This is a genomic window from Gudongella oleilytica, assembly GCF_004101785.1.
In the GTDB taxonomy this organism is placed as follows: Bacteria; Bacillota; Clostridia; order Tissierellales; family Tissierellaceae; genus Gudongella; species Gudongella oleilytica.
In genome coordinates, this window is record NZ_CP035130.1 from 2,038,381 (window position 1) to 2,064,133 (window position 25,753).

At 41.7% G+C, this 25,753-nt stretch carries 26 protein-coding genes; 6 read left to right on the forward strand and 20 right to left on the reverse strand.

Going from position 1 to position 25,753, the window contains the following annotated elements:
• Positions 1 to 72 precede the first annotated feature (72 nt).
• The 6 genes from EC328_RS09880 to pdxA form a co-directional block, all read right to left on the reverse strand.
• Positions 73 to 576 carry a GNAT family N-acetyltransferase gene (locus tag EC328_RS09880; RefSeq protein ID WP_164906094.1) on the reverse strand — a complete coding sequence of 168 codons (504 nt, stop codon included), beginning with the start codon at positions 574 to 576 and terminating at the stop codon, positions 73 to 75.
• Between the two features lie 54 nt (positions 577 to 630).
• Positions 631 to 1,110, reverse strand: coding sequence for a DUF6530 family protein (locus EC328_RS09885; protein ID WP_128426638.1), 480 nt, complete (start codon positions 1,108 to 1,110; stop codon positions 631 to 633).
• Positions 1,111 to 1,266: 156 nt separating this feature from the next.
• The gene (locus EC328_RS09890; RefSeq protein WP_128426639.1) at positions 1,267 to 1,968 is read right to left on the reverse strand and encodes an FAD-dependent oxidoreductase; all 702 of its coding nucleotides are present in this window, start codon (positions 1,966 to 1,968) and stop codon (positions 1,267 to 1,269) included.
• Positions 1,969 to 2,296: 328 nt separating this feature from the next.
• Entirely contained in the window at positions 2,297 to 4,513 is a 2,217-nt protein-coding gene (locus EC328_RS09895) for a beta-propeller domain-containing protein (protein ID WP_128426640.1), read from the reverse strand.
• Positions 4,514 to 4,605: 92 nt separating this feature from the next.
• Complete coding sequence (locus EC328_RS09900; protein ID WP_128426641.1) at positions 4,606 to 5,640, reverse strand: S66 family peptidase; 1,035 nt, start codon at positions 5,638 to 5,640, stop codon at positions 4,606 to 4,608.
• Between the two features lie 19 nt (positions 5,641 to 5,659).
• Complete coding sequence (gene pdxA, locus EC328_RS09905; protein WP_128426642.1) at positions 5,660 to 6,649, reverse strand: 4-hydroxythreonine-4-phosphate dehydrogenase PdxA; 990 nt, start codon at positions 6,647 to 6,649, stop codon at positions 5,660 to 5,662.
• A 189-nt stretch (positions 6,650 to 6,838) separates the two neighbouring features.
• On the opposite strand from pdxA, the gene EC328_RS09910 reads away from it, so the two are divergent.
• The 3 genes from EC328_RS09910 to EC328_RS09920 are packed head-to-tail and all read left to right on the forward strand — an operon-like array spanning position 6,839 to position 11,235.
• On the forward strand, positions 6,839 to 7,780 hold the full coding sequence (locus EC328_RS09910; RefSeq protein WP_128426643.1) for an AAA family ATPase: 942 nt from the start codon (positions 6,839 to 6,841) through the stop codon (positions 7,778 to 7,780).
• On the forward strand, positions 7,773 to 8,978 hold the full coding sequence (locus tag EC328_RS09915) for a DUF58 domain-containing protein (RefSeq protein WP_128426644.1): 1,206 nt from the start codon (positions 7,773 to 7,775) through the stop codon (positions 8,976 to 8,978). The genes EC328_RS09910 and EC328_RS09915 overlap by 8 nt, the downstream gene beginning before the upstream one ends.
• Positions 8,971 to 11,235, forward strand: a complete 2,265-nt coding sequence (locus EC328_RS09920; RefSeq protein WP_128426645.1) for a transglutaminase-like domain-containing protein — start codon at positions 8,971 to 8,973, stop codon at positions 11,233 to 11,235. Before EC328_RS09915 ends, EC328_RS09920 begins: the two co-directional genes overlap by 8 nt.
• Positions 11,236 to 11,251: 16 nt before the next feature.
• On the opposite strand, the gene EC328_RS09925 is transcribed toward EC328_RS09920, so the two are convergent.
• The 8 genes from EC328_RS09925 to EC328_RS11745 all read right to left on the reverse strand — a co-directional run bounded on the left by EC328_RS09925 (position 11,252) and on the right by EC328_RS11745 (position 17,918).
• Entirely contained in the window at positions 11,252 to 11,614 is a 363-nt protein-coding gene (locus EC328_RS09925) for a VOC family protein (RefSeq protein ID WP_128426646.1), read from the reverse strand.
• A 15-nt stretch (positions 11,615 to 11,629) separates the two neighbouring features.
• Positions 11,630 to 12,367 carry an alpha/beta hydrolase gene (locus EC328_RS09930; protein WP_128426647.1) on the reverse strand — a complete coding sequence of 246 codons (738 nt, stop codon included), beginning with the start codon at positions 12,365 to 12,367 and terminating at the stop codon, positions 11,630 to 11,632.
• A gap of 118 nt (positions 12,368 to 12,485) precedes the next feature.
• Positions 12,486 to 13,625, reverse strand: a complete 1,140-nt coding sequence (locus EC328_RS09935) for a hypothetical protein (RefSeq protein ID WP_128426648.1) — start codon at positions 13,623 to 13,625, stop codon at positions 12,486 to 12,488.
• Between the two features lie 269 nt (positions 13,626 to 13,894).
• Positions 13,895 to 15,904: an HD domain-containing phosphohydrolase gene (locus EC328_RS09940; protein ID WP_128426649.1), complete on the reverse strand. Its 2,010-nt coding sequence runs from the start codon at positions 15,902 to 15,904 to the stop codon at positions 13,895 to 13,897.
• 142 nt (positions 15,905 to 16,046) lie between these two features.
• A complete protein-coding gene (locus EC328_RS09945; RefSeq protein ID WP_128426650.1) occupies positions 16,047 to 16,463 on the reverse strand; it encodes a thioesterase family protein in 417 nt (138 codons plus the stop codon).
• A 147-nt stretch (positions 16,464 to 16,610) separates the two neighbouring features.
• A complete protein-coding gene (gene msrA, locus EC328_RS09950) occupies positions 16,611 to 17,171 on the reverse strand; it encodes a peptide-methionine (S)-S-oxide reductase MsrA (protein ID WP_128426651.1) in 561 nt (186 codons plus the stop codon).
• A 164-nt stretch (positions 17,172 to 17,335) separates the two neighbouring features.
• Complete coding sequence (locus tag EC328_RS11740) at positions 17,336 to 17,512, reverse strand: PLP-dependent transferase (protein ID WP_420841496.1); 177 nt, start codon at positions 17,510 to 17,512, stop codon at positions 17,336 to 17,338.
• Between the two features lie 85 nt (positions 17,513 to 17,597).
• On the reverse strand, positions 17,598 to 17,918 hold the full coding sequence (locus tag EC328_RS11745; protein WP_240671478.1) for a PLP-dependent transferase: 321 nt from the start codon (positions 17,916 to 17,918) through the stop codon (positions 17,598 to 17,600).
• 89 nt (positions 17,919 to 18,007) lie between these two features.
• On the opposite strand from EC328_RS11745, the gene EC328_RS11660 reads away from it, so the two are divergent.
• The 3 genes from EC328_RS11660 (at position 18,008) to EC328_RS09965 (ending at position 19,829) form a co-directional block, all read left to right on the forward strand.
• Entirely contained in the window at positions 18,008 to 18,289 is a 282-nt protein-coding gene (locus EC328_RS11660) for an alanine racemase (protein ID WP_206363854.1), read from the forward strand.
• A gap of 62 nt (positions 18,290 to 18,351) precedes the next feature.
• Entirely contained in the window at positions 18,352 to 18,846 is a 495-nt protein-coding gene (locus EC328_RS11665; protein ID WP_206363855.1) for a type III PLP-dependent enzyme domain-containing protein, read from the forward strand.
• A 53-nt stretch (positions 18,847 to 18,899) separates the two neighbouring features.
• On the forward strand, positions 18,900 to 19,829 hold the full coding sequence (locus tag EC328_RS09965) for a carbon-nitrogen hydrolase family protein (protein ID WP_128426652.1): 930 nt from the start codon (positions 18,900 to 18,902) through the stop codon (positions 19,827 to 19,829).
• A 359-nt stretch (positions 19,830 to 20,188) separates the two neighbouring features.
• On the opposite strand, the gene EC328_RS09970 is transcribed toward EC328_RS09965, so the two are convergent.
• The 6 genes from EC328_RS09970 to proC all read right to left on the reverse strand — a co-directional run bounded on the left by EC328_RS09970 (position 20,189) and on the right by proC (position 25,735).
• Positions 20,189 to 20,884: a response regulator gene (locus EC328_RS09970; protein WP_128426653.1), complete on the reverse strand. Its 696-nt coding sequence runs from the start codon at positions 20,882 to 20,884 to the stop codon at positions 20,189 to 20,191.
• A 3-nt stretch (positions 20,885 to 20,887) separates the two neighbouring features.
• Positions 20,888 to 22,294, reverse strand: coding sequence for a sensor histidine kinase (locus tag EC328_RS09975; protein WP_128426654.1), 1,407 nt, complete (start codon positions 22,292 to 22,294; stop codon positions 20,888 to 20,890).
• Between the two features lie 24 nt (positions 22,295 to 22,318).
• On the reverse strand, positions 22,319 to 22,969 hold the full coding sequence (locus EC328_RS09980) for a potassium channel family protein (protein ID WP_128426655.1): 651 nt from the start codon (positions 22,967 to 22,969) through the stop codon (positions 22,319 to 22,321).
• Between the two features lie 11 nt (positions 22,970 to 22,980).
• On the reverse strand, positions 22,981 to 24,318 hold the full coding sequence (locus tag EC328_RS09985; RefSeq protein WP_128426656.1) for a TrkH family potassium uptake protein: 1,338 nt from the start codon (positions 24,316 to 24,318) through the stop codon (positions 22,981 to 22,983).
• Positions 24,311 to 24,769 (reverse strand): NAD-binding protein, encoded by a 459-nt coding sequence (locus EC328_RS09990; protein ID WP_128426657.1) that lies wholly within the window; start codon positions 24,767 to 24,769, stop codon positions 24,311 to 24,313. Before EC328_RS09990 ends, EC328_RS09985 begins: the two co-directional genes overlap by 8 nt.
• 150 nt (positions 24,770 to 24,919) lie before the next feature.
• Complete coding sequence (gene proC / locus EC328_RS09995) at positions 24,920 to 25,735, reverse strand: pyrroline-5-carboxylate reductase (RefSeq protein WP_128426658.1); 816 nt, start codon at positions 25,733 to 25,735, stop codon at positions 24,920 to 24,922.
• Positions 25,736 to 25,753 lie beyond the last annotated feature (18 nt).

The following is a 25,753-nucleotide window of genomic DNA, read 5'->3' on the forward strand; positions in this document are numbered from 1 at the left end:
TATATCTCCCCTTCCATGTATTTACCTCTCATTATATTATAGTGCATCGCTAAAGCATATGACAGAGTAAAATTACCTTTTCACATATTCTTCATTCAAGATTGAAAAAATCATCTGGTCCCTGTATCTTCCGCTATAATCCTTGTAGCTTTGCCTCAGGGTCCCTTCATGGACCATGCCGAGCTTTTTGTAAAGATGGACCGCTCTATCGTTGTCTGTAAAAACATCAAGCCAAAATCTGTTTGCTTTCACTACTTCAAATGAATATTTAATAAGTGCAGATATGAGCTCTGAGCCTGCTCCCTTGCATTTTGTTTCTATTACTATTCTCCTTAGTTCAAAGGAGTCATATGGTATTTTATAGCTGCATAGGATGAATGCAGCATTCTCACTGGATCCTCTATCCTGCACAATAAAAAGTATGTTTTCAGTTGAATCAATATTACTCTTATGCTCTTCATAAGTGTTTTGAAAGACAAAATCTCTGTTCTCCTCAGCTCTCTCAAGTCTCATTACATACTCCAAATCATCTTCTCCTGCTTCTTTGACGATAAACCTCTGTGTTTCAAACTTCATCCCCATGGCAGCCTCCCAAATCATAAGCTTTTCCTATCTCCAATAAGTATTATATCAATATCCCAGCTCCTTCAACAGCCTTGATAACACGGCCATTCTTTCTCCAATAAGCTCTCCGTCCTTTGTCAACGCGTCACGAAGGATTTTTAGATCTTCATCTATGTGCTCGTTTTCTGTACACACCTCTATAGTCATCGCATCTCCCTGGAGTCCAATTCTGTCCAGTATTGGATTCTTCTCGTCATATAGCTTCTCAAATCTATAGGCTTCCCTGAAGTGGAGCTCCGATCTGCAAATCAGGATTGCCAGATCGAGAGCTCTGTGAAGAGGAAGCTCCTCGGATTGCCTTGACCATTTTTCTCCCGTATATCTCCACACTTTGGCAGATACGTCAACCTTGCCTCTGTCGTTCCACTGTGCAAGCCCGATCGATAGGCCCTGGGCATCTGTCTTATAAGCATATCTTCCGTCTACATTCCCGTAATTCTCAACAACCACTACTGGCTTGTGTTTTAATGTGGTAGGTATCTTCATTTTGACACACATCCTTTTTACTAATTTAGTATATTACTAATTATAGTAATATACTAATATTTATTTATCATTATGTCAAATTAAAAGCGATGGATCTCTCCATCGCCTGAGTAAATTTGATATGAACCACATTATGATTAATTCATTTTACAGTCTTTATTCGTATCCCATGAATACATCCGTAATTATATTGGTCTTTTCGATTCCTTCCTTGGTAAGCTTTTCGGTTATAAATGCATTCATTCCGGGAGTTCCGGAGATTAGGTAAGCAGATTCATTTCCGTTATTCTTCGTGTATTCCTCTATCTTCTGAACAAAAATATTCCTGTCTGAAATCAGGATGACTTCAAGACCATTGACTGCTTCTCCAGCCTTCCTCAAATCTTCCTCGTAAGCAAACTGACCTCTGTCGTCAGAGTACAGAACAGTTACTCCAGCCGGTGATACTCCCTCTGATTCCATTTGCTTTACCAGTGCACGAATCGGGGTTACTCCTATTCCTCCTGCCATAATACAGGCTTTTTTGTTGTAATCAGGTATCTTAAATTTGCCGTTTATACCTTCTACTGTCATTACCTCTCCTTGCTTCATGGTTAAAAGCTGCTGCTTGAAGTCCGTGGATTCAGGTGTTATCCTTGTTGAGAACATCATGATCCCTTCGTCGATTATCGAAGCGATACTAAATATCCTGAAGCCTTTGTCCTCCTCCACTTGTCTGTCCCGATACCTGAATATTCCGTGCTGACCTGGGATCCAGGTTAAATCTCCGGGTATCTTAAATACGAATGAAAAAATCTCAGATGTCTCTTGGATCATCCTTTCCAGAATGATCTCCGTTCTTATTTTACCATCAGCCATTTTTATCCCTCCTTCATGCCATATATATTCTACTAAATACTTCCAAATAAACCCTTCAAGCTTAATTATTGACTTCTGAAAGCATATCATATTCAACAGAATGATTTATATTGACTATTCCGTTAAGCATTTATATAGTCATTTAACTCCATATCAAGCCCCTCAAGTCATTCCACAGCTGGCAGTGCATTATCTGCGAGTATGCTTATGAGCTCAGCATCTCCCTGCATATCCCCTACGAAATATGTTTGGAGCTTATATAACGTAGGACTGTCAAACAGTTGGGTTTTGCCTTATGCAATGAATTATTAGTATCCAACCTTGGTACCTATTTGATTTCTTTAAAATCATCCATATCAAAAGCTCGGATATTATCGTCAATTATATAGTATAGTCTATCACCGATGTAAACCAGCCGTTTTGCATAGGAGCCATACAGACCTTCACTGGAGATCAGCTCCAGGACCTTGATGCTGCCGGTTGGTCTGACCTCGATAACTGCAGCTCCGTTGAAGCTTGTCTTTACATACTTATCAGTTATATCACTTAAGGATACGTCAAAGGCTACCATATCGTCGTTCAGGTTTAGCATCAAAGCCTTATGATTGTCGAGGACATCAGCATAGCTCCCCGGTCCTCCCAAGACAAGAGTTGTCATCTCCTTTGGTCTGCCTTCATCTGATACGTCAAAGAGCGACAGCTTTATACCATTCTGCATGCCGGTATTTTCATCGACGTCTCTACCTATTCCCAGTAACACTTTATCTGTGACAGGATGCAGATAGCTTGAAAATCCAGGGACCTTAAGTTCACCGGTGACTCTTGGTTTTGACGGATTTGAAAGATCCAGTACGAACAGAGGATCTACCTGCTTGAAGGTAACAATATATCCGTAGTCTCCCATAAACCTGGTCGAAAAAATCCTTTCACCAGGTGCAAGATTTTCTACAGCACCAAGAGGATTTAAATCCTCATCCAGTATATAGACTGCGTTGACACTTTCCCTCTGCCAATTAGTCGTAGCTATCCGGAGATTTCCCTCGTATTCATCCATGGAGAATTGGTTAAGGATCGTTCCCTCAACAAGCCCTCCACCTGCGAACCCTATTTTTGTACCATCAACATTGAATTTGGCAATATTTGTGATTGAACCCCATATAGTGTGATAGTCCTGACCGGCTACGTAAAGAGCGTTTCTACTCATGTATATCAAATTTCCTGTCCCAAGAAATGCTTCAATATTAGCAGGCTGAGATGGTTTTTCCACATCCACTGCTGCGATAGTCAGGTAGTTGCTTGCTGCCCTCCTGGGGAAATACATGACCTTGTCTATTGCAAGCTCTTTCAGGTCATCACTAATGGCTGAATCTTTAAATACGGGTGTTATGGGTTCCTCCATAGGTCCATAGCTGTAAAGGTACTTATTTACTACAAGATATAGCGTATCGTCCTTCTTTCTGCTTGAAAGGAGGCTTCCTTCAACCTCGAGCTCTCTATCAAGCGAGAGCTTGCCCTGTGTTGAAACCGAGTATATCCCAGCATAGACGAACCCTTCATATTGATCGTAATAAGGCATTATCATTCTCTCTTCAGGGACATCAGGGACCGGTCTTATCCAGTTTCCAAAGCGCCCCTTCTCACCAAGTACAATAAGCTTCCCATCATGGATATACAGCTCTGTAAACTGAGTAAACTGACCCGTCTGATCGTCTACCTTTACTGTTATCTCATCTGTTAAGAACGGCTTCCCATTATTAGCATCATAGACTCTTACGGACTTTCCCGCAGCGACATAGATGAACTTCCCGTCAGTCTTGACAACGTCGGCCTCATTTACGCCCTCAACCTGCTCATTGGTTTGAGAGTAGTCACCAGCCTCGCTTGGTGCGGCTTCCCCACCAGTCACAGCATCCTGTGAGGGCATAGGAATTATATCCAGCCTTTCTTTCTCAGTAAATGAAAGGTCCATTGCCTTTATCTGAGCCAGCAGTTCGGCCTCAGTAGCTGGCTTTAAAGCCTGACCTATCCTTGTTCTTATTTCAGACAGCATCTCATTATTTATAGTAATATCACCACTGCCTATGGTGATCGCTTTCTCCCTGTAGCCTACCTGCAAGCCAAGTATATCCTCAGATATCAACCTTAATGGTACCATCGTCCTGTTTTCAATAATCAAGGCTTCAGTATCATAAGTGACTGTCCTTGGATCCTTACCCTGTTCAAGTATCCTGTAATGGTTTTTCCCAATTGGGAAGTAATAGCTCTTTCCACTGTAGGTTATGATCGCTTCTCTTTTGACATCATCATAGTCGACCGCTGCTCCAAAATGCTCACTGACAGCTCTCAGTGGAACGAGTGTCCTGTCTTTGTGGATCATAGGAACGACATTAGGATTATCCGGATCAAGAGCCTTCATTCTGCCTTCTGTTAAAATCAGAGGGCTGCCTATATGCAGAGCGATGGCATCGTCCAGACCTTGTGCAAATGCTGGAGCTGAGGATAGCAGCATAGCTGTTACAGCTATAAAAGTTATAAGCCTTCTCATTTTATTCCCCTCCAAAAAATATAACCTATGCTTCCTGACAAGGTAATTATACCCTGTTGACGCGCCAATGTGATTACTATATGGTTACAGTTTTAAAGGACTCCAGGTTCAAGTATTGAAAATGCTGACTGAATACAGTCTATCTCTGCCAACGCGCCATATGGCAGCACTATCATTGGGGAGGTATGCCCAAAGCTCAGGTTATAAAGCACGGGAAGGCTTTCGAGGGAGTATTCCTTCAAGGCTTTTTTTATTACATCCTTATATTCGTCGTAGTACTTGTTGTGATAGGGCTTACCGAAAATCATTCCATTTATCCTCTCAAGTATGCCCTGAGCTCCGTAGTTCCTGAGAGCATAAAGCAGGTTTTCAGGATTTGGCATGTCCTCAGATGTCTCCAGGAACAGTATTGCGCTGTTAAATGTGTCCAAATCAGGCCAAATCTCAGTTCCCTTAGCCATTTCAAGCACCTCAACGCAGCCCCCGAAGAGTCTGCCCTCTACTGTTCCTTCACCCTGAAGAAGTTCATAACCGTTATTAGGGAGCATCTTTCTTTTTATATCCCTGTTCCCTTCCTCCCAGGGAAGTCGTTCACTGGTCCAAAGCTCAGTGGGCTGGATCCTTCCTATTACATCGTTATCGAAAAGGCATTTTTTGATCCAATCCACTGTATATTGGTGCATTTCAACATTCTCAGCCATTTCAGCAAGTATCGATGGCCCATAGAATGATGATATCCCCGCCTTATGACAGATCAGGTGTGTGATCGTAGTATCAGAGTATCCAATGAATACCTTGGGGTTTTCCCTAATCAATTCATAGTCGATATATGGCAGCATCCTTATACTGTCATCTCCGCCTATACAGGAAAAAACCCCTCTTATTTCCGGATCCTTAAATGCATCCATCAAATCTTTGGCTCTTTCTTCGGGATGATTATATACGTACCCGCTTCCTTTGAGAGTTGTGCTCATTTCAACAACTTTTAATCCAAATATGTCCTCCAGTCTCTTTTTCCCCAGAAGGTATCTCCAGTTAATTTCAGGATCGCCTGCTCCTCCCCATGAGAGGCTGACTGAAGCAACTGTATCCCCAGGCTTTAATCCTTCAGGATTGATCAATTTCATATGGTCTCGCTCCTTTTTGTCAGTAATATCTACTGTAGTCAGCCGCCAGCCTGATCGCCTCATACATGCTTGTTCCACTTGCTATACCCATGCCAGCGATATCATAGGCAGTGCCATGATCCACAGATGTCCTTAAAAAGGGAAGTCCATTGGTTATGGATACAGTCTTCTCAAAGTCATGCATCTTTGCAGCTATGTGACCCTGATCATGGTACAAGGAGATCACGCCGTCATATTTCCCCTGAAGAGCAAAGTAGAACACTGAATCAGCGGGCACTGGGCCTTCAACCTTATACCCTGCTCGCCTTGCCCTGTTGACTCCTGGCTCTATGTGCTCCATTTCTTCTTCACCGAACATTCCATGCTCTCCTCCATGGGGGTTAAGAGCTGCAACTGCGATGACTGGATCCTCTACACCAAGCCTTACGAGTGCTTTATGGGATCTTACCACAGTTTCAAATACCTTATCGCTAGAAACAAAATCACAGGCCTTTCTTAGTGAAACATGCCTTGATAGGAAAAATATCCTCAGGGAATCAACCTGGAACATGGTCAAAGGATCCTCAACGCCTGTTAAGCCTTGAAGCATTTCAGTGTGACCAATGTATGGAACTCCTGCAAGCTTAAGGGCTTCTTTATTTACTGGTGCAGTAGCCACAGCCTTTATTCTGCCATCCATAGCCAAAGACACTGCCCTCTCAACATATTGATAAGCCGCTCTGCCACATTTTTCACTTATCCTTCCTCGCACAAGGTCTTTAAGATCGATATTGCCAAGGTCCAGAACATTGACTGACTTATCCTCATATTCAAGGTCGAAGCTGTCAGAAACTATGTTGAGGGTCAGTTCCAGGCCGCATATTTTGATCGCTTCCTTCATGACCTCATAGCTTCCAATTATCACAGGCTTGCAAATATCAAACATCTCAGTCATAGTGAGTGCCTTTGCTATAACCTCCGGTCCGACTCCGGCTGGATCCCCCATGGTTATTCCAATAAATGGCTTCATATAAATCCCTCCTGGTTACCCTATGTTATCTGCGATACTTCAAAATAATAATTTAGTATAATATCAGTATAGACCATAACCGAGCTCTAATCTATATCCAAGACAAATCAAGGTTTATTATTATGGTCAACCTGTATTAGAAGGGTATAAATTTGTTGTCTAATATATTTTATTGATATGGAGGTTGCCATGGATCCGAATAAATCCAAAGCCATACTTGAGAGCCTGAAACTTGCAATAAAAGGAAAGGATGATGTGCTTGAGAATGTTGTGATAGCACTTCTTGCCAGAGGGCACCTTTTGATCGAGGATGTTCCGGGAGTAGGCAAAACCACTCTGGTCAAGGCACTCGCCAAGAGTATGGACCTAAGCTATAAGAGGGTACAGTTTACCCCGGACCTTATGCCTTCCGATATCATAGGCATCAATGTTTACGACAAGCCCTCAGGGCAATTCGTTTTCAGAAGAGGACCGATTTTTCATCAAATCTTTCTGGCTGATGAAATAAACAGAACTTCACCCAAGACTCAGTCAAGCCTGCTTCAAGCAATGGAGGAAGGCGAAGTTACCACTGAGGATGAGCATTATGTTCTTGATAAGCCTTTTATGGTCCTGGCTACCCAAAATCCCATGGAGTACCAAGGGACCTATCCTTTGCCTGAGGCTCAGCTGGATAGATTCCTTATGAGGCTTTCATTAGGCTACCCGGATAAAATGAATGAGATTGAAATACTCAAAAACCATTCTGCAATAAAGTCTATGGAGTTGATTAAGCCTGTAATTGACGGGTTGGAGCTTATCAAGCTGCAAGACCAGGTCGATAAGGTTAGAGTCCATGAGGATATCTATAAGTATATCGTAAATATTGCCGCAGCCACGAGGGTTTACGAGGATATACGCCTGGGTGCAAGCCCGAGAGCCTCCATCGATCTGTTGAGAGCTTCAAGGGCCAAAGCCTTTATTTCAAACAGGGAGTACGTCATTCCGGATGATGTCAAGTCAATGTCCATTCCCGTACTTTCCCACAGGATCTCAATAACCGGAGAAGCGAGGATTGAACGAAAGAAGATCGAGGACATATTAAGAGGAGTTCTGAACAGGGTCACTGTTCCGGTGATATCCAATGAATAACAGATTCAGGCTGCTGTTGCCGGCTGGAATGATTTTGATAATTTTTGCGCTGATTGTTGGAGGAAGGATCCCTTACTTCCTATTGTATTTCTATGCCCTTTTTCTTGTTCTGCCTCTGTTATTCGGATATATATCACTTAGCAGGATATCTGGCACCATTGCTATACCTTGCAAGGAATTTAAAAAGGGCGATAGGATTACTTTGGAATACTCTGTCAAAAACAGGTCTCCCCTGTCAATGCCGAGTCTTATTGTAATAAATAATACTTCTAAGGCCATCACCGGAAGGGACACCCAGCCAATAGAGATATCACTTAAGGGCGGTGCAATTCATACCGTTAGAGAGCATATTACAGCCAATAAGAGGGGATACTATACTACAGGTGAAATAACCCTTATATCCACAGATGCCTTTGGATTATATTCCCTGAGACGCCAAATAGAAAGCTCAGCTGAGCTTTTGATATACCCTGATCCCAAGAAGCTTTCAATCTTCAGGATATCTGCCAGCCGTGAGGCTGGTGATTTAATAATAAACAATCTAAGCTTCAGAGATTTCGGCAGGATAAATTTTTTAAGAGAATTCAGGGATGGGGATAGCTTAAAGGCAATTCACTGGAGGCAATCTGCAGCCAAGGATTCAATGATAGTAAAGGAGTTCGAAAAAAGAGGGGACGCCAATGCCGTCATATTTATTGATAACAGCAGAGAGGTACTGTCAAAGGATGTAGATCGGAGACTCGAGGATCTTGAGGTTGATATCGCCCTGGGAATAATCGGTCATTGTCTCGAGCATGGGGTAAAGGTATCTCTCATCCATCAGGAGGGAAGTGTCATAAACAGAGCTGAAGGGTCTCAAATTAGTGACATGAAACCTTTTCTGAAGATCCTTGCAAAGCTTTCCGCAAACGGTGCTCACGGTATTAAGGATCAGCTGGAGGCAGAGTCCAGTCTTCTCTCCAGGGGGTCCAATATAGTTATAATTACCCCGATGGTAGACCCTGGTTTAGGAAGATTGGTGCTTGATCTGGCAGTACAAGGTCTGAATCCGATAGTTATTGGAGTATCTGATTATCGTAATAATATCGGCCTCATTGACGGGTCCGTCGAAAGCAGACTGAAGCACGAGTATATACCTGTAATACTGCTTGATTACTCCTCTGATTTTGAAAAAACTCTGGAGGAAGCCTATGGATAAAACATCAGATCGCATCCAGAGATCAATAAATTGGACTCTATATTTTTCAATTGTGTTTGTACTTTCTCATATGCTGGGAATTGGTATTACCCTTACAAAGGGTATTCTCCATGAGCTGGTGGTTGTAGCATCTGCAGCAATAATTGCTAAATATATTCTATATAATCCTATTTCACTTTACTTTGCTTCTGTGGCAACAGTATTTGGATCGCTTATAGCAAACAGATACTTCAACGATGCTCTGATTGGATTATATTCCTGGCTGATTGGACTTTCTGACAATATTATCAATAACATTATGGGCAGGGAGAATATCCTGACAGATTATCAGTTGCCTTTCATATTTATACTGGCATTTATGATATCAATGCTCACTGCGTCAGTAGTTTTTAAGGGTAAAAGCATTCTTATATTGCTTCCACACAATCTTTTTGCTTACATCATGTATTGGTACAGCTTCAGAAACGAAGCGCTGTGGCTTTTAGCTGCATTTCTGGTTCTTTTTTTAATGCTTTTAAGCAACAGAGCCTTTATGCCCGGAAAAAGAGAATCGTTTCAAAATCCCAATAGCTCCGCTGAAGGCCAGCTATTAAGGTTCAGAACGGGAGCTAAATACTCTGTATTGATCGTAGTGATTGCACTCTTGCTGCCTAAAACAGATCGGCACCTGAAATTTCCCTGGTTGGAAGCCAAGGTTAATGAGACCTTTCCTTTTGTAGAAGATCTAAGATCAACCGGCGAGGGAAGCAGGGGCGTCGGTGAGGCAAGAGGCTTTGATTTCTCAGTGACAGGTTTTCAGTCCGACGGCTCCCGCCTCGGCGGCCCGGTCAAGCAAAGAAGCGATCAGGTAATGACAGTTAAAAGCAGTCGCTCGCTTTATTTAAGAGGGAATGTCAAACAAATCTATACCGGCGAGAGCTGGGAGGCAATTGCTGAACCTTCAAATATTTACAGGCTTGGAGACGATATAAGCGGAGTGGAAGAAAATTTGAAGGATCTTTTGTATGACAGGGTTGAAGCATTAATAACCTTCAGAGATTTTTCTTCTACAACTCTCTTTAGTCCTCTATTCCCTGAGAAGCTGAACTCCTTCCAATCTAAGGCTTTCATTATGGGAAGAGATGGTTATCTGGTCACCCCAGGAGGGTTGTATGACGGCGAGAGCTACTATTTAAGTGTGCTCGTACCCAAGCCCTATGGTATTGCGCTGGCAAACGGAGCAAATGAAACTCTTGAGGAGCTGGATGATATTGAGCTCTACTTAAGCCTGCCAGGATCAATAACTCAAAGGACCTTAGAGCTTACTAACAGCATTATTGAAGGTATGGAATCTCCCTATGAAAAAGCTGCTGCAATTGAAGAGTATCTCAGGACAAGCTATACTTATCGTCTGGATGTGGGTCAGGTTCCTGAGGAAATAGAATTTGTGGATTATTTTCTCTTCGATGGGAAAGAGGGCTATTGCACTTATTATGCAAGCGCTATGACTGTCATGCTAAGAATAGCTGATATACCCTCAAGGTATGTAGAGGGATTCATAGCAAGAGGACCTGCTGATGAAGGGGTATATAGTGTAACCTATAACAATGCTCATTCCTGGGTTGAGGCATTTATTGAACCAGTCGGCTGGATGACATTTGAACCTACGCCAGCGCTTCCCTTGCCTTTAAGACTTGAGGATTACTCACCCGACAAATACGGAACGACTGATCCAAATAGCCCCGAAAGCTTTGGAAGGGATCCGGATGACATGGGAATGTCTGATGAGCTTGTAAATGAAGACACTGAAGGTGACCTTGATGTTACAAATGCTGATTTTTACATTATTTTTTCTCTATCTGCTGCGGTAATATTGTTGGCTGTCTTGCCTGGACAACTGATTCTTGGTTTTATGAGATACCAGAGAAGAAAACGATCTATAGAGTCTATGGGACCTCAGGATAAGATCATCCACTATTATGATGATATAGTCGATATGCTTGGGATATTAGGTTATCCAAGTCTCTCAGGTGAAACTCACTCCGACCACGCTAAGCGTATAGCTTACAAGTTCAACGATATAAACGGATCAGGAATATTGAAGATTTCCGATGCTTTTGTGAAGGCTAAATATGGGGATATAGCTCCTGATAATGACATGATAAAAACCACGCTGGAATTTCTGCATACTTTGGAGGATAAAGCAAGGAAAGACCTCGGAAAACCAAGATTCCTTTATTTGAAGTATATCAAGGGAATAAAAGACAAGGGACGATAAATTCGTCCCTGTTCCACTATAGATTCTCAACAAATTGTATCTTATAGCCATCAGGATCCTTCACGTAAAAAAATCTGATTCCCGGATTGGGTTGAAAAGGCCCGCTGTGGACCTCGATTCCTTTTCTTTTTAACTGCTCTATCATCGATTCTGTTGAATCGACTATGAATCCCATTGATATGCCTTCGTTAGTGCATTCAGGCCTTAGCTCCAAGTCGGAAATCAACTCAATTTGGGTGTCTCCATCCCCAAGAAAACATATCTCAGTCTCAGGACCGGCTTTTATTCGTCTGGTTATTGGCAGTCCAATCACACCATTATAAAAATCCAGTGATTTGCTCATATTATTTACTGTCAGTGTCGTCCAGCAGTACTTCACACTATTACCCCCTTATCATCTATCGCCAAGGAAATCGATCGTTTTTCTGAAGACCTGTTCTCTGTCCTCTGAAAGGATAGAAAGGTGTCCCCCGGTTGATGGCCGGAATATCTCCACGTTGCTTTTTACCAGCATACTTGATATTATGTCCACACTTCCAGGTTCCGCAATATCATCATTTTCTGAATGTATTAACAGCGCCGGACACTTGACTTCAGAAAGAACGGCTTCATCAACTACAATATCCATAAGCCTTCTAAGCTCGTCAAAAATCCTGACTGCGATCCTCTCGTAGTGAATATGATATTTTTTGAATATTCCTGTCTTTCCTTCAAGGGGTCTGATCAGAAACTCTGACTTATCAGCATAATCAACTGAGATAAACGATCCCGGAACAAGCTCCGCAGGAGCAGCAATGGATACTATCCCCTTGATCTCAGGATAAATACTTGCAAGCATAAGGGACAGCAATCCACCGGTAGATATTCCACCAACATATACAGTGTCGTGATACTTTCTTAGATTCTCATAATCATATTTTGCCTTAAGCACCATATCTTCAGCAGTTGTTTTAGTGAGGTCCTCAGGATAAGTACCGTGACCTGCTAAATTTACACAGCAGACTGTATACCCGTAATCGTTAATAAATCTTGCCATCGGGATCATTTGCGCTGCGCCCGACGTCAATCCATGCATCAATAGAACTGCCTTTCCATTATCACCCTGAAGATAGATTTGGTAATTTGCCTTCACATTATCCACCACCCAGATATATTTTAAGCCCTCATTATGATTGTACCACTTATTTCAGACCAGGGAGCGCATAAAAATAAAAAAGCCAGCTAAAAGCTGACCTTTTTAAGTTATTTAATTATCTAGCCATTTCGAAAGCTTCAGTAACAACTGCCAGATAGCCTTCAACTGTTATAGTAACTGATGAAGTAAGTTCTGCAACGTCAGGTACTGATGGGTGAGAAGCATCTCTCTCAACAACCTTCATGCCATTGATCTCGTCAATTGTCTTGCCAACCATCCAAGCTTGAAGAGCTTCGATTTGCTCAAACCACTCTTTGCCAATGCCTGAAGCTTTAGCCATTCCGTAGTCAGGACCAAGTTCAACCTTTGTTTTACCTTCAACTGTCTTGTCAGTAGCTACTTTGCCTTCTGCATCGTAAGGAACTTTTACTTGTGCACTGTCGATGATAGCTGCTACAACCTTGCCATCCTTGTCGAATGCAGTTGCTGCCATGTAAGTATCAATCTGAGCCTGAGCTGTTACAGCATTGCCGTTGGCATCTGTGCCAGCATCTCTTGACTTGTTGATATGAGTTTCAACTCCAAGGCCTACAGTTTCTGCTCCTGTAGCATCAACTGAATTGTTCCAAGCTTCTTCAACAGCAGCTATATAGCTTTCAACTGTAATTGTTACTGATGAAGTCAATTCTGGAACGTCTGGAACGTTTTTATGTGACTCATCTCTTTCCTTAACCTTAAGAGCTTTTATTTCGTCTACAGTTTTACCGATCATCCAATCTTCGAACGCTCCCATTTGCTCGTACCATTCTTTTCCGATTGATGACGCTTTGATCATTCCGTACTCTGCTCCAAGATCCTTCTTGGACTTAACTTCTGATTCCTTGTCTGAAGTAACCTTCATGTCTGCGTCGAAAGCTACCTTCGTTTGAGCAACGTCTATAGTGACGCTTGCTACCTTACCATCTGCATCAAAGCCTACAGCAGCGATAGTAACATCAGCCTGAGCTGTTGCAAGTACTTCGTTGCCATTAGCGTCAACGCCTTTGTCCTTGGACTTAGCAATTGAAATGTTTTGTCCAAGACCAACCTTTGCGATTTTGCTTGCTGCTGGTTCTGCAGGTGTTTCTGCAGGAGTCTCAGCTGGTGTTTCTGCTGGTGTTTCTGCAGGAGTCTCAGCAGGTGCTGCTGGTGTACAGCCTGCAAGTAAGCTGATACTCAAGACAAGTACCAATAGTAGTGCCAGTAATCTTTTCATTTTAACCCTCCATTTATATGTATTGATATGTGTTTCACATAGATGATTATAACACTTTGTATTTTTTATGACAATACTTTTCAGACAAAAATATTCACTGATTCAAATCTATTCATTCATATCATATGCTCTTTATCCTGAAATTGTTCAAATCACTTGAATTACATCATTTTATCAGTTCTTCACCAATTTAAAGGAGCTTGCCTTTTTGTTAAGCAAGCTCATTTGTCTGAATTATTTTGAGTTTATATTGATACATTTCAATCAATCTAATCGTTTCCGCGTTCCAGCAATATACCTATGAAAATATCTGCAATTTTAGGGTCGAATTGAGTCCCGGAATTATCCTTGATCTCATCGAGAGCCTTCTCCTTTTCCATCGCTTTTCTGTATGCTCTTGTTTCTGTCATTGCATCATATGCGTCAACAACTGATAAAATTCGTGATAAGAGAGGAATCCCTTCTCCTGTCAATCCCTGAGGATACCCTTTACCATCCCATCTCTCGTGGTGACAAAGTATAAATTCAGCTATGGGTGAAAGTTCAGGCGATGAAGCTGCTATCCGATAGCCGATCTCAGGATGTTTCTTCATTTCGATCCATTCTTCAGGCGTCAGCTTGTCCGGTTTATTTAATATCCTGTCAGGAACGGCTACCTTACCGATGTCATGAAGCATTGAAAGCAGCTCAAGCTGATCAAGCTCGAGCTGGCTCAAACCCATTTTCTCCCCTATTGCTCTTGCCATGGTTGCTATCCTTCTTGCATGTGCCTCGGTCTCATGGCTTTTTTCTATCATCGTGGCCTGCATGGAAGAAATTATTGAGCTGTGTGAGCTCTTCTTCTCCAGAAGTTTTCTCTGGTACATGTTATATTCAGCATCTCTTATTATCTCTGATATGTTTTGATCTGATCTTTCCTTTGTGGCTACTCCCAGCGATAAATTCACATTTATGACATCATCTCTTGAATTGTTATGCTCTGTTATCTCTTCGTTTAATTTTTTGATCAAACCTCTTGCTTCTGAGTAATCAGTATTTGGCATGATCACAGTAAACTCATCGCCTCCGGTCCTTGAGAGCAAATACTCTTCCTTCATGCATTTTCTCAGAATTTCGGAGGTATCGGTTATCAGAGTATCGCCAAAGGAATGTCCCAGAGTATCGTTGATAAGCTTGAGTCCATTTATATCACCCATAAGTATGGAAAGTGGCAGATTCTCTTTTGAGTCGAGCCTTACCAGCTCTTCTTCAAAGTACCTCCTGTTAAAAAGCCCTGTAAGGTAGTCATGGAAGCTTATATAAACCAGATTTTCTTCAGCCTTTTTCTTTTCTGTGACATCTCTTACGATGCAATGAGTATTTTTAAAGCTTCCATCTACGTCATAGTTTATTCTGCCTTCGACGCTTACATTGAGATGGATTCCTTCCTTGGAAATCATAACAAGCTCAGAAATTATGCTCCCTTTTTCCTTAAATACAGTAAATCTCTCAGCAAAACCAGTCCGCCCATCCAAATCCAGATAATCTGGAAACCATGTCCCCAGGACATCTTCCTTTCTGTCGTATCCCATCATTTCAAGCCACTGCTGATTTATGTCGAAAATATATCCATCCTCGTCCAATGACTGATAGGGCAATGGGGCTTCGTCAAACAAAGCTTGATATCTTTCCTCTGAAAGCTTTAGCTGATTCTGGTATTCTCTAAGCTCTTTTTGCCTGCTAAGAAGCAGCGCCAATATCAAGGATCCTGCAGGGTAGATCGTAAGGACCGGAAGGCCGATTGCTCTGACTATTTGAAGGTTTGTAGGATCAGGAAACATCAACCACATGGTCATAAGCATTGCTATGTGAACAATAAAGCTCATGATCAAAATGTTGATCCAATTGTGATTCTTACTGAGCTTCAAAGGATCCCTTCTCCAGAATAACCCAATTACTGCACTAAGGACTATTACCATAACTCCAGGTGCTGCACCGAGACCGCCCATATACAGCCGGTATATTGATGCAACTATTGCTGTTATTATAGTAGGAAGGGCTCCAAATATATATCCTGTGACGCTTATCAATATCGAACGGGTATCAAATACTATCCCACCATCCATTCTGAAGGGTACCATCATGATCGCAATACAAATAGCAGCCACAAAGATTCCATTTATATAAGGCCTTACAGCCCTTTTGTTCTCTGGAATATAATATGTGACCTCATAGATTATTGATAATATTAAGAGGAGTGCTGCGTTTTGGATCATTGAATTTACTGTTGGATTAGCCATTATAATTCTCCGTAAGATGTGGTTTTGATCTAATATTTATCGTATAGGATATGCCATCGGATCGGTGCCCCCTGACTAATATCGGCAGGCTTAACCATAAAGCCTGCCGATATATTCTAAAGTTTATGCTTTAGTATTGTTCTTAAGGTTGTGACGCTCCGGGGAATCTATCATACGCATGCTGCATAAGACGATTCTTGTTGACAATATGCCTCTCATATTTTCCCATAAATACTCTTCCTGATGTATCAAATCCTTCTATAGATAAGAATATCCTACTATTCTCAACCCTGTCAACTCTTACTCTTACATTGATTGGCTCTCCCACAAGAGTGGGTTGTTCATGGAAAATCTCAATATAAGTACCGACTGTAGTATATTCCTTGGGCAGGAGCTTGTCCAGCATTTGACCAGAGCCTTCAATTACCATGTCCAGTACAGCTCCGGTAGATACCAAATAATACAATTCCTCTGTACCAGGACCCTTAGCAGCATCATTTGGACCTGTTACTTTCATGAAATCATTTACTAAACCAACTTCGATCCTGTGCTCAATCATCGCAGATACCTCCTTAACAGCAACATTGGAAGAACTATCATCTCACTATGATTTATACCTTTAATTTATCGCGTTAAACAAGCGATGTTAGCCATTTTCCCTGGCAATAAAACAAAACCTGCCCACACAGGCAGGTAGCAGATCATTTTATTCCTCTTCCTCCATAAGCTCCCAGAACTCATTTCCCCAATACTTCTCAATGAATTCATCTCTTCCTGATATTTTTCTGTCTTCTTTATAGAGCTTTGGCTCTTTTTTATGAAAATCCTGATGGTAATCCTCTGCATCGTAAAAGGTTGGTGCAGGCATTATTTGAGTGACCACAGGCCCTGGGAGCCTTCCGCTCTCGTCAAGCTCTCTTTTCGATTTTTCTGCAGCAGTTCTCTGTTCCTCTGTGGTATAAAAAATGCCTGTCCTGTATTGAGGTCCTCTGTCCTGGAATTGTCCCTCGTCGTCAGTCGGGTCAACCTGCATCCAAAATGCCTTAAGCAGCTTCTCATAGCTTATTTTTTCAGGATCATAAATTATTTTAACCGCTTCATAGTGTCCAGTCTCCTTCTTTTTTACCTCTTCGTATTTGGGATTTTCAACGTGTCCTCCTATATAGCCTGATTTGATTTCAACTACACCTTTGAAAACCTCAAACGGTGAAACCATACACCAAAAACATCCGCCTGCAAATATTGCCGTTTCATATCTTTTTTCCATGGTGTGATACCTCCCATAATTATTGTCCTGAAATACTGAACCCTTCATAAGAATATTATACTCTAAACCAGCTTCTTGCACTAAGGATATTTGCATCTATTTTTCTTTGAATGATAGTTAAAGGAAAGACAGCACCAGATTAAACGGAGCTGTCTTATTATTTGCTAATCCTCCAGTCCTTGCCTAAGATCTGCAATAATATCTTCTATATCTTCTATGCCTACTGAAAGCCTCACCAGACCATCTGTAAGGCCCGCAGCTATCCTCTCTTCCCGAGGTACAACTGCATGGGTGGTTGAGGCCGGATGTTCTATCAGGGTATCCACATCTCCCAGACTTATGGCATTTGCATTATCTGGATCAAAAAGTCACTGGCTGTACCATACAGGCTGTTATCTGCAAGTATATGATCTCCCGGTTTAACAATCAACAAAAAACAGACGATATTGCTGCCATACCTGAGCTGAAGGCAAGGGCTGCCTCACCTTTTTCCAATACAGCCACCTTTTCCTCAAGTGCATTTTGTGTAGGATTTCCAAACCGTGTGTATATATATCCATCAGTGAGCCCAATCTCAGGGGTGAATGCATCACTAAATAATTTGGCTCCGTGATCCACATCTTTAAAAGCATATGTAGTAGTCTGATAAATAGGTGTATTATGTGCTCCCGTCAAAGGATCACACCTTTGTCCTGCATGACAACACTGAGTTGCAAAACCCATTCCTCTAATTTTATCGTCGACCATTTAAATACCCCCTGTTATATTTGTGAGACCTTGATTGACCTCCTGTCAACTCAATTATATACTATTTACAAGGAATGGAGGTTTTTTGGATGAAATATTTTCAACTCGATACGCCTTCCCTGCTTGTAAATAAGGAGAGGATGCTTGAAAACCTTAAGACTATGCAGGATTTTGCTGACAAAAATGGAGTCTCTCTCAGACCTCACACGAAGACTCATAAGATGCCTTCAGTTGCTCTGATCCAGGAAGAAATGGGTGCAAAAGGGATCACAGTTGCCAAGGTTGAGGAGGCAGAAGTGAGCTCCAATTCCTGGGAGTATTTTCACATGACGGTCACTCTTATAGGGCCAAGGATCCGGATGAATGCTTAAAGATTAGCCTTGAGAGCCAGAGAAGAACTCTAAGGTTTGCTGAAATAGCTGAAAATATGGGTATGGATCCCCGGGTCGTCAGTATTGTATCAACTCCATCAATGCTCGTAAATACTCCTATCCTGCCTGGAGTAACGGAGATTAGACTGGGAACATATGTCTTTCTTGATGCATCTCAGGCAAACATTATCGGTTGCTTCGATAAGAATGCTGCTATTGTTCTTACGACCATAATTAGCAAGCCAACTGACGAAAGAGTCGTTACGGATGTCGGTGCGAAGGGACTGACTATACAGAGAAGGGCCGTTGGAATTACAGCTACTGAAGGTCTTGGTGCGGTAAGGAACTATGAAGGGGTTTTCATCTCCAGAGTTTACGATGAACACGCATTGATCTATAACAAAGAATTCAGAGAGAAAATCTCCATAGGAGACAAAATTGAAATCATCCCTAACCATATCTGTCCTGTAGTAAATCTGTATGATAAGGCTTTTCTGGTATCCGGTGATGAGGTGGTAGGGGAACTTATAATTGAGCGCAGAGGGAAGCTCAGGTAGTAATCACGTTAATGTAGTGATAAGATATAAACCAGGAAGAGGAGGAGGAGAGAATGATAAATACGGAAAAAAATCTCAGGGTAGCAGTGGTACAGGCTGCACCTGTTATTATGGATCTTAGGGCAACTGTGGAAAAGACCAGACATCTCATTAGAGAGGCTGCCGACAATGGAGCTAAGCTGGTTGTTTTTCCGGAATCATTTATACCGGCTTATCCGAGGGGATTTACATTTGGATTTGTAGTTGGCAGCAGAACTATGGAAGGAAGATCTGACTGGAAAAGATATTACGATAACTCAGTAGCTGTACCTGGTCCCGTAACAGAAATCCTTTCTGATGCTGCCAGAGAATCTGAAATCTATTTGTCCATAGGTGTTACTGAGAAGGACGGGGATGGTAGGACTGCATCATTATATTGCACCAACCTTTTATTCGGCCCGGACGGAAGCTTCCTCGGCAAGCACAGAAAGCTCAAGCCTACAGGATCAGAGAGGTATATTTGGGGAGAGGATGACGGAAGTACGCTGACAGTTGTGGATACTCCATACGGCAGGATGGGCTCTCTAATTTGTTGGGAAAACTATATGCCACTTGCCAGGGTTGCAATGTATTCCAAGGGAGTTACAATCTATCTTGCACCAACAGCGGACTCAAGGGATGAGTGGCAGAGCACTATGAGACACATTGCCCTTGAAGGGAGATGCTTTGTGATCGGTTGTAATCAATACGTAGAAAAAAGCATGAATCCCCCTGATATGAATTACTACCACGAGCTTAAAAACCAGCCTGAAATAATGTGCCCAGGAGGCAGCTGCGTAGTAAGTCCATATGGAAAGTATCTTGCCGGTCCGGTGTTTAATAAGGAGGATATCCTCTATGCAGACCTGGATCTTGATGATGCTATCTCAAGCAGGATGGATTTTGACCCTATGGGTCACTATTCAAGGCCTGATATCCTCGAGTTTAAGCTCCACGAAAAATAGGGATAGAAAAATAGAGACAGTATAAAGCCAAGGAATCATATAATCGTGACCCTTGGCCTTTTATTCTGCTTTTTACACCAATCTTCAGGACTTAAAATAAACTCATCGCCATTGCCAACTTCCATGTATGTATAGTCATTGCCATAATAATGCTGGAGAGCATAGATAAAAAGGTTCTGGTTTTTTTGTGAATTCATCAGAGTGACTTGCGTCACCTCTTAGACAGTCGCTCATAAAAACATACCTGGAGCTGTCATCGAAGTATTCCATTCGTGCATTTTAAAACCTTATCCAATCTCTTCTGAGTCTTCAAGGAAACGCACCTCCATATGATCATTCAATCCCAAATATATTTTAGTCTACTCTTCCAGGAATCTATACCCGACTCCAACTTCAGTAGAAATGAGGTGGCATCCTGAATCACCCTTCCCGATCTTTCTTCTGAGGTTGGCCATGAAAACCCTTAAGCTCTTATTGTCACCCGCTGCTTCATAGCCCCATATCTTTCGTATAATGTAATTATGAGTCAGCACTTTCCCCTGATTCTCTATCAGTAACAAGAGGAGCTTATACTCAAGAGGAGTCAAATGTACTTCATTTTCATCCACAAGTACTTTCCTTTTCTCATAATCCACTGTAAGGTAATCGAATTTATATATGGTCTCCTCTGCGTTTCCTCCTCTTAGGGATAATGCTCTTTCAGCTACTCTGATCCTTGCCATGAGCTCACCCATGTGAAACGGCTTTGTAACGTAATCACTTGCGCCCATATCCAGTGCTTCTATTTTATCATTTTCCTGTCCCCTTGCAGATACTACTAATATCGGGATCTCAGTAAACTGTCTTAGTTCTTTTATTATTTCAAGTCCGTCCTGATCTGGAAGGCCTAAATCAAGAAGGATTATATCGGGTCGATAGGATGAGAACATAAATAATCCGTCAGCAGCAGATTGCGAGATGTATACTTCATAGTCTTCCTTCTTAAGTGATACGGCTATGAAATTGGAGATATATTTATCATCCTCGATGACCAGTATTTTAGTTTTAGTTTCCATTAGCTACCCCTCCAAAGGCAATCGGAATACGAACCTGCTACCCTTAGGTGTGTTTGGTTCGACGCGAATATCCCCCATATGTGCACTTATTATTGCTTTGCAAATTGCCAAGCCTAATCCAATTCCACGTTTACTGTCCGTAATTCCAGTATCCAGTGTTACAAACTTCTCAAAAAGCCTGTTCTGGATGCTTTTATCTATACCCTCTCCTGTATCGGAAACGGAAACTACAAGATAACCCTCTGATATATTAGCCTCCAAAGATATCTCAGCTTCAGGAGGTGTATGTCTTACTGCATTCTCCAATAGATTTACTATTACCTGCACTATGAGTTTCCCATCCATAGGGACTGAGATCACTTCTTCAGGAAGCTTAACTGTAAGTACTCTGTCTCTCATGAACCTCTTTATGTGATTGACCGCTTCACTTATTACGTCGTCGATTACTTCCTCTTCTTTTTTCAGCAACAATTGTGAGTCATTGATCCTTGTCATATTCAGTATATTCTCCACAAGATTTGTCAGCCAGGTTATCTCCTCGCTGATGTCTCCTGCAAGGTGTCTTCTTTCTTCATCAGAGAGGTTATAGTAATTTTCGTACAACAGCTCCCCTGCACCAGATAAAGCCGTCAAAGGACTCCGAAGATCGTGAGATACGGACCTGAGAAGAGTAGCCCTAAGCTGCTCTCTTTCCATCGCTACCTTGATCTTTTCCCTTTCAGTATAAAGCTGTTCTCTTTCAAGTGCAATTCCCATTTGCATTGCAATGGACTGGATGATGATCTCCGCTTGACTATCTTCAGCTTTCTCGAACCCATATACAATTATTCTTCCCAGTTTACCTGTATTACTTATTATATCAAAGCTGCAGCATAGCAGTTCATCATCTGATAGTTCAGTGATTGCTGATTCGTCTGCCAGCTCCACAACGCATTCATGACCGGTATACTCTTTAACAAAAGATGCACCTCTTTTAACAATGCTTTTCGTACCGCTTATAGGTAAAAATCCTGAAGCTATCTTATACAGTATCAGCGTAGTTCTCTCGTTCTTTTCCGTCAGCTCGATCTGCTTCTGGAGCCTGGATGTTATCTTGCCAGAAACTCCAGCGGTTATAAGGAAAAATACTAAAAGGATAATGTCATTACTGTTTGAAATTACAAATGTAAATCTTGGCTCTGTAAAAAGAAAATTGACCAGCATAATGCTAGCTATAGATGATACTATCCCCCATAAATAGCTGCTGGTTAAAACTGTCGAAAATAAAACTCCAAGTAAAAAAACCAATAGAATACTTTCTTTGCCTACCCCAAGGTAGTTGATGCCGACAGAAGTAATAGAGGATATTGAGAATATCAGGAGTGCCTTAAGACCGTTTAGGATATTTCTGTCCATTTGTTTCTTCTCCATTCCAGATCCTCCTGACAAATTAATCTAATTTCCTTCCACAAGAAGCAGGATATCCTTTTTACTTCCGGCTATGAGAATATGTTCATCGCCATTGAATTTATACCCTGCATTAACGATTGGAGTCACATGGTTGTTGTTCTTGTAGCCAATAATATTTATATTGTGATTCATCCTTACATCCAGTTCTTTGATCGTCTTCCCGATCCATTCCTCCGGTACAAACATTTCTGAGATAGCATACTCCGGTGTAAGCTCTATATAGTCAAGAGCCAAATTGGAGCTGTACTTGACAGCTGCTCTCTGAGCCATATCCCTCTCCGGATAAATGACATCATCTGCACCAATTTTCAGCAGGAATTTAGCATGGATGTCCCTGTCTGTTTTTGAAACCACATAAGGTGCCCCCAAGTCCTTTAGTAGGGAGGTTATCTCCAGTGATGATTGAAAGTTATTGCTAATGCATACAAAGCATATATCAAAATTGCTTACACCCAATGACCTCAATACATCTTCGTCCATACAGTCTCCAATGTGTGCCCTGGTTACTATTCCTGTTATTTTGTCGACTGCATCTTCATTGGTATCAACTACCATTACTTCATTTCCCAATTCAGTAAGTTTTATTGCAAGATGTCTTCCAAATCTTCCAAGTCCGATCACAAGAATTGACTTCATATACACCACTCCTACCCAATTATTATTTTATCCTCAGGATTTCTAAGCTTCCTGATGCATCTTTTCTCATTTACTGCCATAAACACTGTAAGGCTGCCCAGTCTACCGCTATACATCAATGCTATGATCACCAGCTTGGATATACCCGACAGACTCTGCGTCACTCCCTTTGTCAGTCCTACTGTTCCTATTGCTGATGAGGCTTCAAAGAGTGCGTCCTCAATTAGAATGGTTTGGGAGCTTACTATGATGAAGGTTCCTGCCAACATAAGAAATAAATAGAATGTAGCACTGAAGAAAGCTCGTCTGACGATTGCAGGATCAAGTCTTCTGTTAAATACATTTACGTCATCGAATTTCCTGAAGTAGGTTATTAAGGATAGTCCTATGATTACGAAGGTAGTTATCTTTATCCCTCCTGCAGTTGAACCCGGGCTGGCTCCAATTATCATCAGAAACATTGTGTAAAGAGATCCCGCTTCGCTTAGAGCTGCAGTATCTATCGTATTGAATCCGGCTGTTCTTGGAGTTATAGATTGAAAAAATGACGCTAATAGCCTTTCCCCAAAATCCATCCCTTTCATTGAAGCCTCCGACTCTATCATAAAAAATATTATGGTGGACACTGCAATCAATGCTGCTGTCGAAATCAAGACTATTTTTGTGTGCAGACTATAATTTTTGTGGTCAAGCTTGTTTCGGAACAAATCATCCCAAACGACAAAGCCTATACCACCTATAACGATCAGCCCCATAATTGTAAGATTGACAACAGGATCTGACTGGAAGGGTACAAGGGATGTGTAAGGCTCGATCCTGCCCATCAAGTCAAAGCCTGCGTTACAAAATGCAGAGACTGAATGAAAAATACCAAACCAGATCGATTCCCACAAACCGAACTCCCCGTAAAATCTTGAGCTTAACAGCACAGCTCCAAGAGCTTCGAACATCAGAGTCCCGATCAGGATGTGCTTTACAAGTCTGACTACACCGCTTATTTGCATGGAATTCACAGCCTCCATGAGAAAGGACCTCTCTCTCAAACCTATCCGTTTACCCAGAACCATGGAAAACAATATGGCAATAGTCATAAATCCCAGGCCACCTGTTTGAATCAATATTAGTATTACAAGCTGTCCAAAAAATGTAAACTGGCTCCAGGTATCAAAGACTACCAGCCCTGTTACACATGTCGCAGAAGTAGATGTAAACAGCGCATCCAGGAAATGAATTGAGTCTCCGGATTTGTTAGATATTGGCAGCATCAATAAAAGTGCTCCGCTTAATATGATCACTATAAATCCGACCGCCAATGTTTGCTTAGCACCAAGTCTTATACCTTTAAGCATTTTTACCACTTTCCTTAAGTAATTGTCTAATTGAGTCCATCATTGTCATGGTTGTTACGATCTTTGTTACTCCAGCTTCTCTGAAAATCTCAAGGTTCAAATTGTTGTTGCATCTTGCTATGGTAGTGATTCCAGCTTTCGTATGCTTCGCCTTAACACACAGCATTAGGTTATCTGCGTCATTATCAGAAATTGCAACTATTGCTTTGCACCCTCTTAACTCATAATCCTCGTAGTCATTGGCAAATACCAGGCTTTTATCATTAATATCTACCGTTTCCAAGAGCATCGAAACATCAGTATCGCCTTTATAAACAAGGATTGATTGAGTTTCATCCTGATTGGAAACCTTCATAACTTTATCACTGGCTAAAAAGGTATCAAGCCTATCCATGAGGATATAGCCTGCAGCCATAAGAATCAGCATTATAATTGTCAGAATCAATTCCATTATGATCACCTGCCTTCCTTAATCCAATCATATGGCGAATTGTATAAATATAGTGCTTATTTCTGTAAAATACAGTTAATTTTTTGTTAAGACAAAAAAGATCTGAAGTTTACCCTCAGATCTCAAACTTTATACTGTTTTGACTTCTTTTTATTTCCCTGCTTCGCTTTGCATCCTTAAAAACTTGGTTACCGATGCTTCCACAGCATCTATAACTATTCCATTAAGCCCTGATTTTTCCAAGGCAGCGACTCCTTCTATGGTTGTACCGCCAGGTGAGCATACCTCGTCTCTTAGCTTAGCCGGATGCTTTTCAGTTTTACTGACCATTGCGGCTGAGCCCTCTACAGTAGCAGCTGCAAACCTGTATGCATCCTTAGCGGGTACGCCCAACTTGATCCCAGCTTGCGCCATGGCTTCGATGAACATGTACACAAAGGCTGGTCCTGAACCGCTAAGAGTACCGACAGCTGCCATAAGCTCCTCCCTGATCTCGATCCCTTCCCCAAAGCTGTTAAAGAAGCTAAAAACTATATCCTTATCAGTGTCGTCCATATTGCCCGAAAAGCTTATTCCTGCAATTCCCTTTCCCACCAATGCAGGTGTGTTAGGAATTGATTTTGCTATCTTTACATGTTGGTTGTCTATAAGTTTTTCCAGCTTTGATATACTATATGCCGGTGCTATTCCAAGAACTATAGCTCCATCCTTGATCTTATACTTTATCTCCGATATCACACTTTCGTACACTATCGGTTTTACTGCAAGGATAATAAAGTCAGCTTCCCTTGCAACATCTGCATTGCTCTTCGAGGTTACAATACCATACTTCTCCTTCAGATCTTCCGTCCTGGATACCGTCTTTGTATGAACAATCACCTTTTCCGGACTGATCCATCCTGATGATAAAGCTCCGGAAAGCATAGCCTCACCCATATTACCGCATCCAATAAATCCCAGAATCATTAAATCAGCCTCCCTATT